Origin of the sequence: Virgibacillus siamensis (assembly GCF_039522605.1) — a bacterium.
Taxonomy (GTDB): Bacteria; Bacillota; Bacilli; order Bacillales; family Amphibacillaceae; genus Lentibacillus; species Lentibacillus siamensis.
The window spans coordinates 571158-584472 of record NZ_BAAADS010000001.1; the positions used below are offsets into that span (position 1 = coordinate 571158).

Annotated in this window: 13 protein-coding genes; 1 reads left to right on the forward strand and 12 read right to left on the reverse strand. The window is 40.4% G+C overall.

All coding sequences use genetic code 11. The annotated features are described in order from the left end of the window. Positions 1–115: 115 nt before the first annotated feature. Positions 116–910, forward strand: coding sequence for a DeoR/GlpR family DNA-binding transcription regulator (locus tag ABD010_RS02675; protein WP_343810038.1), 795 nt, complete (start codon positions 116–118; stop codon positions 908–910). 59 nt (positions 911–969) lie between these two features. Here the strand turns inward: ABD010_RS02675 and ABD010_RS02680 are convergent, their stop codons facing one another. The 12 genes from ABD010_RS02680 to ABD010_RS02735 all read right to left on the reverse strand — a co-directional run bounded on the left by ABD010_RS02680 (position 970) and on the right by ABD010_RS02735 (position 13265). Next, on the reverse strand, positions 970–1389 hold the full coding sequence (locus tag ABD010_RS02680) for a MarR family winged helix-turn-helix transcriptional regulator (protein ID WP_343810040.1): 420 nt from the start codon (positions 1387–1389) through the stop codon (positions 970–972). Between the two features lie 68 nt (positions 1390–1457). Next, complete coding sequence (locus tag ABD010_RS02685) at positions 1458–2192, reverse strand: SDR family NAD(P)-dependent oxidoreductase (protein WP_343810042.1); 735 nt, start codon at positions 2190–2192, stop codon at positions 1458–1460. 12 nt (positions 2193–2204) lie between these two features. Continuing rightward, positions 2205–2954 (reverse strand): SDR family NAD(P)-dependent oxidoreductase, encoded by a 750-nt coding sequence (locus tag ABD010_RS02690; RefSeq protein WP_343810044.1) that lies wholly within the window; start codon positions 2952–2954, stop codon positions 2205–2207. Between the two features lie 396 nt (positions 2955–3350). Continuing rightward, positions 3351–3617: a hypothetical protein gene (locus ABD010_RS02695; protein WP_343810046.1), complete on the reverse strand. Its 267-nt coding sequence runs from the start codon at positions 3615–3617 to the stop codon at positions 3351–3353. Between the two features lie 67 nt (positions 3618–3684). Continuing rightward, on the reverse strand, positions 3685–3957 hold the full coding sequence (locus ABD010_RS02700; RefSeq protein ID WP_343810048.1) for a hypothetical protein: 273 nt from the start codon (positions 3955–3957) through the stop codon (positions 3685–3687). A gap of 73 nt (positions 3958–4030) precedes the next feature. Next, positions 4031–6028: a transketolase gene (gene tkt / locus ABD010_RS02705; RefSeq protein WP_343810050.1), complete on the reverse strand. Its 1998-nt coding sequence runs from the start codon at positions 6026–6028 to the stop codon at positions 4031–4033. A 109-nt stretch (positions 6029–6137) separates the two neighbouring features. Continuing rightward, positions 6138–7490, reverse strand: a complete 1353-nt coding sequence (gene ulaA / locus ABD010_RS02710) for a PTS ascorbate transporter subunit IIC (protein ID WP_343810052.1) — start codon at positions 7488–7490, stop codon at positions 6138–6140. Positions 7491–7506: 16 nt separating this feature from the next. Continuing rightward, positions 7507–7791 (reverse strand): PTS sugar transporter subunit IIB, encoded by a 285-nt coding sequence (locus ABD010_RS02715; protein ID WP_343810054.1) that lies wholly within the window; start codon positions 7789–7791, stop codon positions 7507–7509. Then, a complete protein-coding gene (locus ABD010_RS02720; protein WP_343810056.1) occupies positions 7792–8244 on the reverse strand; it encodes a PTS sugar transporter subunit IIA in 453 nt (150 codons plus the stop codon). Positions 8245–8267: 23 nt separating this feature from the next. Next, positions 8268–10223 carry a BglG family transcription antiterminator gene (locus ABD010_RS02725; protein ID WP_343810058.1) on the reverse strand — a complete coding sequence of 652 codons (1956 nt, stop codon included), beginning with the start codon at positions 10221–10223 and terminating at the stop codon, positions 8268–8270. A gap of 155 nt (positions 10224–10378) precedes the next feature. Continuing rightward, on the reverse strand, positions 10379–11239 hold the full coding sequence (locus ABD010_RS02730; protein ID WP_390350898.1) for an ROK family protein: 861 nt from the start codon (positions 11237–11239) through the stop codon (positions 10379–10381). An 85-nt stretch (positions 11240–11324) separates the two neighbouring features. Continuing rightward, positions 11325–13265, reverse strand: coding sequence for a BglG family transcription antiterminator (locus tag ABD010_RS02735; protein WP_343810062.1), 1941 nt, complete (start codon positions 13263–13265; stop codon positions 11325–11327). Between the last annotated feature and the right edge of the window lie 50 nt (positions 13266–13315).

The window sequence follows — 13315 nt, forward strand, 5'->3', positions numbered from 1 at the left end:
AAATTATAATTTTGTATACAAAAACAATAATAAATGAAAAATTAAGTTAAAATATTGATAAATTATAATAAATGAAATACCATAAAGGTAACATAAAAAATAAGGATGGACGTTTATGAAAATGTTTGTGAGTGAAAGAAGAAACAAAATTATGAATATCCTATATGAAAAAAAACGGTTTACAGTGAAAGAATTAGCTTTGCATATTGGGGTGTCCGAAGCAACTCTTAGAACAGATTTAAATAAAATGGAAGAAGAGGGACTGCTGATCAGAACACATGGCGGGGCAATTCTTAACGATGAATCGGAAAATGAGACCAGTTTTTCAGCCAGGGAAAAGAAAAATAAACAAGAAAAAATACAAATAGCAAAAAAAGCATTTAAGTTTATTGAAGAAAAACAGTGTATTTTATTGGATGCCAGCTCTACAGCATTGGAATTAGCCCGTTATATAAAAAACCAGCCTATCCGATTAACGGTTGTTACCAGCGGGGTGCTCACAGCCCTTGAATTGAAAGAAAATCCGGACCTCACTGTTATTCTGCTCGGCGGTGTCGTCACAAATCGTTCCACATCTATTGAAGGAACATTAGGTTTAAGTATTTTGGATCATGTAAATGTAGATATCCTGTTTACATCCGGTAATGGCTTCTCAGTGGAAAACGGATTAACTGATTTTAATCTTTATGAAGTGTCATTAAAAAAAGAGCTGGTTAAAAAAGCGAGCAAAACCATAGCAATTGTTGACAGTTCTAAAATTGGCAAATCATCCAGCGCTGTATTTGCCACCCCAGAAGACATCAGCACACTAATCACGGATAACCCTGTCGATTCAGATATTGCGAACCGATTAAAACAAAAAAACATTGATTTAATAACGCCGACATTGCCCAGCGAAGCTTCGCTATAATGGAACAGAGGGACAGGTTCCTTGTCCACCAAGTTGAGACAAGAAACCAGTCCCACAACTCAAACCGAACGACCCAGCTTCTCATAAATCGACAACAGCTGTTCTCTTTCTTCCTCGGTCAGCTTCTCAAACAAGTTTTTCCGGAGCTCCACCCCTTTTTGGTTTGCCCGTTGAACAGTTGCAATCCCTTCATCGGTAATCCCCAAATTAACAATACGCCGGTCAGATTCGTCTCTGATTCGTAGCGCCAATTTTTTCTGTACGAGTTTTTCCGATAAATGTGTCAGGGTGGGAGGAGTCAGACCCAACTCTTTGGCAATATCAGAGGGCCGGCTGTTGCCATGTACCATCAGATGACCTAGAACAAGAATATGAGAAACGCCAAGATCTTCATCAAATACTTTATTCCATTGTACTATCAGGTTATTGGTTACTTTATCCATATTGTTGATTATTTGAAAAATAGTTGGTTCTTCCATTCAATCAATCCCTGCTTTCTATAAGTAAGAGCTCCCAACCATGTCAGGAGCTCTTTTTATCATACAAACTATTGTGCTGAAAATCCACCGTCAATGACCAATTCTGCACCAGTAATGAAAGCTGCATCATCTGACGCCAGGAATAATGCTGCTTTAGCAATGTCCTCAGGCTGGCCCAGCCGCTGCAGTGGTGTTGCCTGTACAAGCTGATCCAGCAGACCTTTTGACGTGCTTAATGTTGTTGTCATCGGCGTTTCCACAATCCCGGGGAACAATGCATTGACACGGACACCCTGGTTGCCAAAGTTCGTTGCCGCCGCCTTGGAAATTGCTCTTACTGCCCCTTTAGATGCAGAGTAATGATTGAAGCCCTGTCCGATTTGCGCCGTGTACGAAGAGATGTTCACAATCGAACCTTTCTCCTGTTCTGCCATGTATGGTGCAATATGCTTCATCCCGGCAAATGGGCCGAATCCGTTAATGGTCAGCATCTTTTGCCAGTCATCAACATTAATGTCGGTGTATGGTTTTTCAGATGAAATTCCGGCATTGTTGACAAGCACATCAATACTGCCGAAGCGTTCTTTCACGTTTTTGGCAAAAGCTTTCCACTCCTCGTCTGACGCTACATTTAGTTTCATTCCATGGACATTTTCTTTCTCGCTTGCTGCTTCCAGTGCTTCCTCATTAATATCAGCAGCAATGACAGTCGCACCTTCCCGGCTGAATAAATCAACCATATATTCACCAATTCCGGAAGCCCCGCCAGTAATAATTGCCACTTTATTATCCAATTTTCCCATCAAACTCACCCCTTAATGTAATTTAATTGTTCCACCATCAACCATAATCGTCTGACCGGTTATAAAGTCAGAATCGCTGCTTGCCAGGAATACAGCTGCCCGGCCAATGTCCTGTTCCGGATCGCCAAGCCGGCGCAGTGGAATATTTTTAACCATTGCATCATACATTTCTGGAGCACTCTCACTCCAGGCCTTCACACCTTCCGTTAAAGCAATCGGGGAAATCAAATTGACATTAATGCCATCCGGTCCCCATTCATTAGCTGTTACACGCGAAATTCCCCTAATTGCTTCTTTGGCAGCAGCGTAAGAAGTTTGTGTAGCCTGTCCATCAATGCCAGCCCCGGATGCAAAATTTATAACCTTACCCTGCGATTTCTTCAGTTCCGGGTATGCCGCCTGCATGAAATGGAAGGTTGGATAAAAACCGGTATTGAACGATAAATCAAGCATGTCCTCGGTTGTTTCAACGAAAGGCGCCTGTTTAGAGGCATGCGCATTATTCACCAAAATATCCAGCCTGCCGAATTTCTCCACAACATCCGTAACAATTTCCCGCACATTTTCTTTAACGGAAATATCTTTTATGAAAAGCATTCCTTCCGCATACTGATTGATTTCAGCAAGTGTTTCATTTCCTTTTTCCTCATTAATATCCACAATGGCGATATGGGCACCTTCCTTTGCCATCGCGAGTGCCATACCTCTGCCAATTCCTGAAGCACTTCCGGTTATGATTCCAACTTTGTCTTGTAACTTCATATAATCCTTCCTTTCTATTTGAAAAATTATTATGAAATTTTCACACCTTGCTTTGAGAAAAAAATAAATATCAGCAGTACTGGCGTTTATAAAAAATCATTGTTAGCTGCCTGTACATATTCAGTTTTATTGTACTGTGAATTTAATTAGATATCTAACTATTTCATATTAAATTATATCAGAATCGTTTATGAATAACAATGAGGATGCTTTCTCTCTTAAAGAGAGAGGATAGATGTAGAGATTGAAAAGTATAAACTGCTTAAATACAAATACAATGCAACATTCACAAAAAATGGTTGAACAAACAAAAATGAACACCTGCACGAAGCAAGTGTTCATTTTTATAGGCCTCTTTTTTTATTTTGCATTTACTCCCGAAACAAACGGACATTTTCAACTGTCATTAATCTTAATATCCGAAATGTCATTAAAATCTATTTCATTTGGAATATTTTTCTCTTCCATTAGTTCTTTTAATACCATAAGTTTTGTGGATACTTCCGAAGTATAATAATAATCATCTTTATCAAAGAAGATAGAGGGAACATTATGAATAGTATATTTGGTGTCCACGTCATTCCAAACGATTTCTCTGTGATGAAATTTATCAGCTTTCATCTCTGAATCACCCCGTGCCATTACACCATTTGTTACTGACATTTTATATTCTCCCCCCTTATTTTTATTACTTATATTATACCCTAAAATTATCATTTATAACGATCCTTCAATCGTTTTTTAACTCAAGCAGTTTATTTGATGAATTTTGGTCTTCTGAGACACGGAAATCCATATTGTCGTGTCCAAACCCACTAACCGTAACCAATTTTATAATATTACCTTTTCTCAAAAAGGTTAAGATGAATTTTTTGTCTTTTTCATTTGATTCCATTAAGGTATAAGAAAGTCTCTCAAACCCTTTCCATTCGGCTTTTTCATGGACAAAGTCCGAGTTTTTAATATCTAAAATCGCAGACAAATATAACACTAATTCCCACACGAAAAACCACTGCTAATTCCCTATCAATCAGCAGTGGCTACTCTTTGTATTACACACATTAAAATGGTTTTGCCTAAAGCTCCTTAAATCGCCCCACCACTTTATCTACTGTAAACCCATATTTCTCTACAACCCCCTCGCCTGGACCAGACTCACCAAATTCATCAACGCTCATAACGCTGCCATTTTCTCCAGCATACTCTCTCCAACCGATTTTTGACCCAAGTTCGATGACTAGCCGCTTTTTCAACACTGGATTCAACACTGAATCTTTATATTCCTGCTCCTGCTCTTCAAACATGTCCCACGAAGGCATGCTGACCACGTTTACGTTAATATTTTCCTCAGCAAGTTTTGATTGCGCAGCCAACGCCAAGTGAACCTCAGAACCTGATGCTATCAAAATACCTTCTGGGCTCTGTTTAGCAGTTGATAAAACGTAAGCGCCTCTCCCAACTCCTGAATCAGCAAGCAGCTCGGTTTCCTTCAATACAGGTACACCCTGTCTTCCCAAGACCAGCATAGTGGGCTTATCCTGTTTTCGTACTGCCACTTTCCATGCCGCTTTCGTTTCATTAGCATCTGCCGGACGTATTAATGTAAGATTTGGCATTGCTCTGAAGGAAGCTAATTGTTCAATCGGCTGATGAGTCGGGCCATCCTGACCGACTGCAATACTATCATGTGTAAAAATATACGTAACAGGTAATCCCATAAGAGCTGCCAGCCGTATCGACGGGCGCACATAATCGGAAAAGACAAAGAATGTACTTACAAAAGGTCGCAATCCATGTAATGCCATACCATTGGCAATTGCTCCCATGGCAAATTCACGTACCCCAAACCAGATGTTTCTGCCGCTGTAATGATTACTATTTAAAATACCATATTGTTTTAGTACGGTTTTATTGGAAGAAACAAGGTCTGCTGAACCGCCAACTAATTCGGGCAAGCTGCTGGAAAGATCATTTAAAATACCACTGGCGGCAACTCTGGTGGCTAGCTTTTCCCCAACTTTAAATTCTGTAAAGCCGGCATCCCAAACTTTGGGAAGCTCCCCTTTCATAATCCGTGATAGCTCTTCAGCTTCTTGAGGATGGTTTACTTTATATCGATCGAAAAGCTTGTCCCATTTTCTTTGCCTCTTATTGCCATTTTCCTGTATACTGCTGAAATCATCATATACCTCTTTTGGTACATAAAATGTTTCAGGATAATCCCAATTGTAAAATGCTTTTGCTTTGTCAACCGCCTCTTGTCCAACCGGGTCACTATGAGCATTATGTGTTCCTTCAATTTCTTCCAGTCCATAACCAATTACATTTTTCACTTCAATAATTGTAGGCTTTGTGCTTTCCTGTTTAGCCTCATTGATTTGTTGCGCAACTTCCTCAATATTTCTGCCGTTTTCTACATATAGATATTGCCACCCCAACGATTCAAATCTCTTTTGAATATCATCAGAAAACGATGCATCCAAATCGCCATCTAAACTTACCCCATTTGAATCGTATAACATAACTAGTTTTCCCAGTTTCATATGGCCGGCAAATGAGGCTGATTCATAGGATACACCTTCCATTAAATCCCCATCACTGCATATAACATACGTATAGTGATCGACCACTGGCATGTCAGGTTTGTTATAGGTTGCTGCAAGGTATTTCTCTGACAGCGCCATCCCAACGGCAGAAGGTAAACCCTGGCCTAGTGGGCCGGTTGTAACTTCAACACCGGGAGTCATTCCAAACTCAGGATGTCCAGGTGTTCTGCTTCCCAATTGACGGAATCCTTTCAAATCGTCAATGGTTACATCAAAACCAACTAGATGCAACAGTGCGTAATATAACATTGACCCATGTCCCGCTGATAAAATAAAGCGATCTCGGTTAAACCAATTTGGATCACTTGGGTTGATATTCATAAATTGCTTCCATAGCGTATATGCCATTGGAGCAGACCCAATCGGCATACCAGGGTGCCCGTGTTGAGCCCTTTCCACACTATCCAATGTTAACGTTCTTATCGTATTAATCGACAATTCGGAAATAGATGAAACGGAAGTATTCACAGATATTCCCCTTTCTTTTGTATGAATTTAAAAAAATTGGGTGGCAAACAGCAATCATCAGATAAATGATTATTGCGACATCATACCACCCGTATCATGAAGTTTTATTTTATTCAGGCTGTCGCTTTCCAACTTTTGCTTTGACCAAAATAGCGATAACACCTGCAGCAACTATTGTTAGGATAATACCAAATTGACCAAGGAATTTTCCGATGTTGCCTAATACAATTCCTACAACCAGGAAGTCTGTGTCGGAGAATGTTGTGGCTGCATTTCCGAGATCACCGAGCAGCGGCAAAAATAGAATCGGCAGGAAGGTTATGATTATACCATTCACAAATGAACCGAACACCGCTCCTTTTACACCGCCAGTGGCATTACCAAACACCCCCGATGTAGCACCCAGGAAGAAATGCGGTACAACTCCTGGCAGTATGACAACACCGCCCGTAATAAACAGGACAAACATTCCGATAACACCAGCTATAAAACTGGAAAAGAATCCAATTAATACTGCGTTAGGTGCATACGGAAAAACAATTGGACAATCCAGTGCCGGACTGGAATTTGGAACCAGTCTTTCGGAAATCCCTTTAAATGCCGGTACTATCTCGGCCAAGATTAACCGTACACCGGAAAGGATAATAAACACCCCGGCAGCAAATGTCACACCCTGGATAAGCGAATACACGATATAGTTCGTACCACCACTTAGATTTTCTTCAACGAATGTGTGACCAGCAAATAACGCTGCAATAATATAAATAACTACCATTGTAAGAGAAATACTTACAGAACTGTCTCTAAGAAAACTCAATCCTTTAGGGAAATTAATATCCTCGGTAGATTTCGATCCTTTTTTAAAAAGCATTCCGATTCCAGCTGATGAAATATAACTGATTGTTCCGAAATGCCCCAGTCCAACCTGATTATTTCCGGTAATCCGACGCATTGCCGGCTGAGCCATAGCAGGAAACATTGACATAATCAGCCCTAAAGCAATTGATCCAACTACAATCAGCATCGTGCCATTTAAATCGGCCACTGTTAGAATAATTGCTAAGAAAGCAGCCATATAAAAGGTGTGATGACCTGTCAGAAAAATATATTTCAGATTCGTAACACGTGCTATAAAAATGTTTATAAGCATGCCAAAAACCATGATCAATGCAGCAGTTGACCCATAATTCTCCAGTGCAATTGAAATAATTGCCTCATTGTTTGGAACAACTCCCTGTACACCGAAAGCCTCCTGAAACATCTTTCCAAATGGGGTTAATGAAGTTGATACAACTCCCGCACCAGCACTTAACACGATAAAACCGAGGAGCGTTTTCGTTGTCCCTTTCGTTACGTCAGCCGCTGACTTCTGCTGCATAACAAGTCCAATAAAAGCAATGATGGCAACCAATACAGCAGGCTGACTGAGAATATCAACTAAAATGGATAATAGTGCATCCATAACTTGTCACTCCCTTTTAAATAATATTTTTTTCTTCCAATTTCGCTTTAAGCTTACCTTTCAATTCATCTTTGTCCAAGATATTACTCAGCACAATCAGTTCTCCTAGACTGGCTACATTATCCTCCAGATCTTTTCCTGTAATAAAAATGTCTGCCATGTCGGAAGCCGCTGAACCTAAATCACTGTGATCGACCTCTACATTGTCTGGAGCACCTAGTTCTTTTAAAGCCTGTTCTGCATTCATTTCAACCATAAAACTGCTTCCCAATCCGTGACCACACACTACTAAAAATTTCATTTAAAATTCCTCCTTATGAGTTTTACTAATAATATTCACAATTTTCTTTGAAGATGAGCAATGTTTAATTTGGCTCACTTTCTCACTGTCATTTAATACATTTGCCAATTCGGATAACAAATCCAAGTGCTGTTCATTATCAACAGCCGCCAACACAAACACCAGCGCTGCATAATGACTGTCTTCTCCAAAATTAATACTTTCATCAAGCTTTAATAAACTTAACCCTACCTTATGAACGTTGCCATCGGGTCTGGCATGTGCAATCGCTATATCAGGCGCAATAACGATATATGGTCCGAGTTCCTTTACATTCTCAATCATTGCCTGCACATAGTCTTGTTTGATAAATTCAGGCACCAGTGGTTTGGCAGCTATTTGGATAGCTTCCTCCCAATTTTTCACGTTATTTTGAAGCAGAATCTTGTCTTCCGTTAATACATTGTTAAGCAAAAGTTCTTTCACCTCTTCTTATCTCATAGTTGACTTACCTGATTCACCTGTTCAAGAAGCATATGTTCATCTCCATTTAATAATCGTTCCATCCCATCATGATCCTGTAACATGATGGTAAGTTGGCGGAGAGCATTCAAATGGATATGCGCATCGGTTGTAGCCAGACAAATCACAAATAAGACTGGATCATTTACAGAATGCCCGAATGTCACTGGATGTTTAAGTCGAATAAAGCTGAATCCCGGTTCACGCACACCAGTGGACGGTTTTGCGTGTGGAAGTGCAACTCCTTTATCGATAACCATATATGGCCCATTAACACGGAACTGCTCGATAATGGCCGTTTCATATTCGTCAGTGACAATCCCTTTCGCAATTAGTGGCTTAACACTTTGCCGGAGTGCTTCCTCCACATTTGATGCTTCGATATTCCACTTTACGGAATCTGCCAATAATAATTCATTTAATGCAGGTCCACTTGACAAGCCTTTTTCAATTGCTTTTTCACGCTCCGAATTCAATATAGAATTCAATTTATTACGGTCTTCTTTCGTCAAAAAAGGTGATACTTTGACTACTGGTACAGGAAATTCAGGCGTCGGTATCGTTGAGATGACCAAATCAATCTTATTCGCTGCAAAATAATCGTTCTCAATATCATAAACGGAAAATGAATCGTACACGTTTAGTTCAGGATAGTAGTTCTCAATTTTACTTTTTAATAACTGTGATGTCCCCACTCCACTTGCACAAACAAGCACAACTCTCAACTCATACCGGGTTTTCTCAAATTTACGCTCAATCGCCGAACCAACATGCATGGCAATGTAAGCCAGCTCATCTTCATTAAAGTGAACGCCAAAAGCATTTTCCAGCAGGGTTACATTTGATTGAACCGCAGCAATTATATTAGGGTAGCTTTTCTGCACTTCCTGTTTTAAAGGATTTTCATTGCGCATATTAAATCGCAATCGGTAAATAGCAGGTTTTAAATGAACCGTTAAGCCTTTTAACAGTTGTAAATCATTATTCAAATCTACACCCATATAACCACTGACATGCCTTATAAAGGTTTTCAACGTATCCGTAAGCGTATTGTGCTCCTGTATATCCTCAGAAGGTTCCAGGTCAGCCGGTTTAGCCCCGAGCAAATGCAGTGTAATATACCCGGTTTCAGATTCTGGAAATTCCAATGAAAACTTTTCTTCCACCGCCTGCTGAATACGTTTTGCAACCCCAAATTCAGGTTCACGACGCATTTTTGCCAATTCCTGTTCAGGCATGTTTATTTGAAAATTGTTCCGAATCCGGTGAATGGTAATCGCTAAATGAAAGACCAATCCATCCCTTGCTGTCTGCACAATGTTGTGCTGCTTTCCATCCAATGCACGATCAATTGAACGATTAATCAAGGCAATCTCACTGGAACTTAAAAATTGCAGTTCAGAAGGAAAAACTCCTGACTGATAATGCTGGGTCAATACTTCCACATACGATTCCCGAAAGCTTTTCTCACTTCCTTTGATTCGGAATCCTTTATTCTGTAAATATTCCAGATCCAGCCCATGCTCGAATAACCAGCTCTGCACTTCCTTCAGATCATCCACTATTGTGCGACGCGAAACAGACAATAACGTTGCAAATTGATTGGAACTCACAGGTTTCAGCGTCTCAAATAAAGTGATAAGGATTTTTTCTCTGCGCTCTTCAGGCGATAAATGAACGTGTAGTGAACTGTCTTCATTGTCATCTGAAAATTGCTGTTCAAGTGCTGGTGAAGCAATTAATCGCACACCTAACCGTTTATTCCGAATCACCTGGGCCTCAAGTGATTCAGCATAGTACTCAATAGTCTCAAGATCGTATTGAATACTACGTTCACTAACTTGAAAAATACCTGCAAGCTTTTTAATTGTGATAAATCCTTTGTCCTGCAGCATATGATTGATGATATTCCGTTGCCGGGGACTCAGCATTACCTTCACCTCGCTACATCTTTATTGTAACCGCTATCAAAAGGTAGTGGATATGTAACTTCCTTCGTTTTCAAATCGGAATTATTTCACACCTTTATAATTTCAACCTAAATAAAACAACTCCAGTAATAATATACTGGAGTCATCCCGTAACCTTATACATCTTCATCTCTAAAAACCAATCCAATAGCACCCTTAACCCCCTGCTCATCATCCAACTCCGGTGCCACAATCAATTCTTCAACATCATCAATCGCAACATAATCATTGACCATCTCCCGAACTTTTTCCCGGATCATTCCATACAATTTCTCCTGCTTCATAACACCACCGCCGAGAATAATGCGTTCAGGGGATAAAACCATAATATAATTCACAATCGCCTGGGCCAGATAATGTGCTTCAAGTTCCCAGACAGTCTCATTCTCCTGCAGCAAATCGCCTCGTACTTGATACCGCTCTTCAATCGCCGTTCCTGAAGCCAATCCTTCCAAACAGCTGCCATGGTAGGGGCAGCTTCCTGTAAACCGGTCATCGCCACGCTTCTCAATGAATATGTGCCCCATCTCGGGATGGCTTGTTCCCTGATACGTGCTTCCCTGATAAACAAATCCGGCGCCAATTCCTGTACCAACAGTTATGTATAAAGTGCTGTCGGCATTCTTTCCTGCGCCATATAAGTATTCTCCCAGACACGCCGCATTTACATCCGTATCCAAATAAACCGGAATCGGGAAATCGGCCTTCAAACGCCCCAGCAAATCATAGTGTTTCCATTCAGTCTTTGGTGTGTTCAAAATGGTTCCATATGTTTCATGTTTTGTGTTCAGGTCAATCGGGCCGAAACTGCCAACCCCCAATGCCTCGATCGGATACGTTTTAAAAAACTTCTTCACTTCCTGAAATGTTTCATCAGGTCCTTCTGTAGGAATCGTGATTTTATCAACAATTTTTCCATGATCATCACCGACAGCGCAAACGAATTTCGTTCCGCCTGCTTCGATACCGCCTATCAGCATTTGTCACCCCTCCACCCTAATCGTTTTCATTATACCAAAAACAAGCTGCCGGCCCATATATATCAAACCTGACAGCTTGCCCTCACCGCAATAACACGTTGACAAATTCCTCATACGATTCTGTTTTAATCAGTTTCTGCACAATGGATGGGCTATCAATGATTTTTCCAAGAAGATCATACATGGACTGCAAATCTTCCGTACTGTTTCGTTTGACACTCAATACACATACGAATTGAACTGGTTTATCTCCCCAGCTAATTGGGTTTTTCAATGTACAGACAGATAAAAAGGTTTCATCCGAATCGGGTGAAATCGGATGGGGGATAGCTACTAAATTCCCATACGCGGTTGTGGCAAACTTTTCCCGTTCATAAAGGTTATCCAGGAAAGTTGGATCAACCATTGATTTTTCCTCCAAATAGTCACACATAAAACGCAGTACAGCTTCTTTGGAGTTGAAATCCTTTCTTAAATGGAGCAATTCCGGCTGAAAATAATCATAAATAGATCGTTCATTTTCAATAATAAACGCTTCAATATGCTCGATATCCTGATTGCCAAGAACCGAATTCACTTCCAGAACCGGTACGGAAAATTCCTCAGGTATCGGAACGGAACTGATGATCATATCAATTTTAGTTACATCACATTGTTTCAATTTATAATATTCCGTAGTACCGACGACTTCAAGTTTTCCTTCAAATTTAGACTTAATCCTATAATACAGCAGGCGGGCGCTTCCTAATCCGGATGCACAGACAATCAGGCAGCGCTTCGGGGCTGTCTCCATTTTACGCCGCTCCATGGCGGCCCCGATATGCAGCGCTAAATAACCAATTTCATTTTCATTGATTCCGGATCCGGTATGTTCTTCAATCGCCAGTCCAGCGATTATCCCAGCTTCATAGGACAGCGGATAATTCCGTTTGATTTCCTCCAGCATCGGATTCCGGATATTCATTCCATATTTATGACGATTAATGGCAGGCTTCAAGTGCAAACCGAGCGCAATGGTCAATTCTTTATCACGTTTTATTTTCAAATTCATTTTCTCTTCTATTTTATCCAGGATAGCGCCGACCAGCTGATAGGTATCAGGATTGATGACTTTGTCGATGCTTTTTTCATCACGCATGCCCGTTACGGATACCATTTTTGTTCCAAGTAAGTGAATCGCCACGTACGCAATTTCCTCTTCCGGAAATGTTACATGTAATACATGTTCAACCTTCTTCACAATCCGTCCGGCCACCTGAAATTCCTTCTGTTCTGCAATTTCCTCAAAATCCGCATAATACAGGGAAATATGGTACCCATCCTTAATCCGTTTATACGCAATAAGAATATGAATCAATAGATTGTTAATCGCAATATCGGATAATGTAATGTCATGTGTTTTGATTTCATCTACAATGATGCCAAGCACATGATCCATATCTTTTTTATGAAAAGAAGGAAAGAGATCAGCCGGCAGTTTGTCGCTTATTTCATCACTCCGGTCAAAGACGTACTCCGACATGCAAAACCTCAGTTTCAGTTCATCACCAATAACTTTCAAACCATGATTGGGCCTGGACTCCAAATAGATGTCGTAATCAGCAAATACTTCCTTAACATACTTCAAATCGTTTTGAATGGTTGATTTGCTGACATAAATTTCGTCAGCCAAATCATCCATTTTTAAATAACTGTTACTGAGTAAAAATCGTTTAATCAAATATGCCATCCGTTCTTCCGGCATACTGGGAACAAGGCTGTCATATGGCGCTTCTTCATTAAAAATATCCCTGAGAAAATGCCGGAACAATTCTTCATCTATGATTTCCAGCTGATAGCCCTTCCCCATAACCGTATGGATTTCAGCACCATATTCCGATACAATCGCGTTCAAATGCTTCACATCATTCCTGGTCGTCCGTGCGGTAACTTGATTAACATTAGCCAGATACGCACCCGTTATTGGCGATTCTATTGCCATTAATTTCTGCAATATATGTTTCATTCTGGCATTCAGCATCATGTTTTTCCCCTTATCATCGAAACGTTTTAATTCCTAAGCTGGCTTTCGTG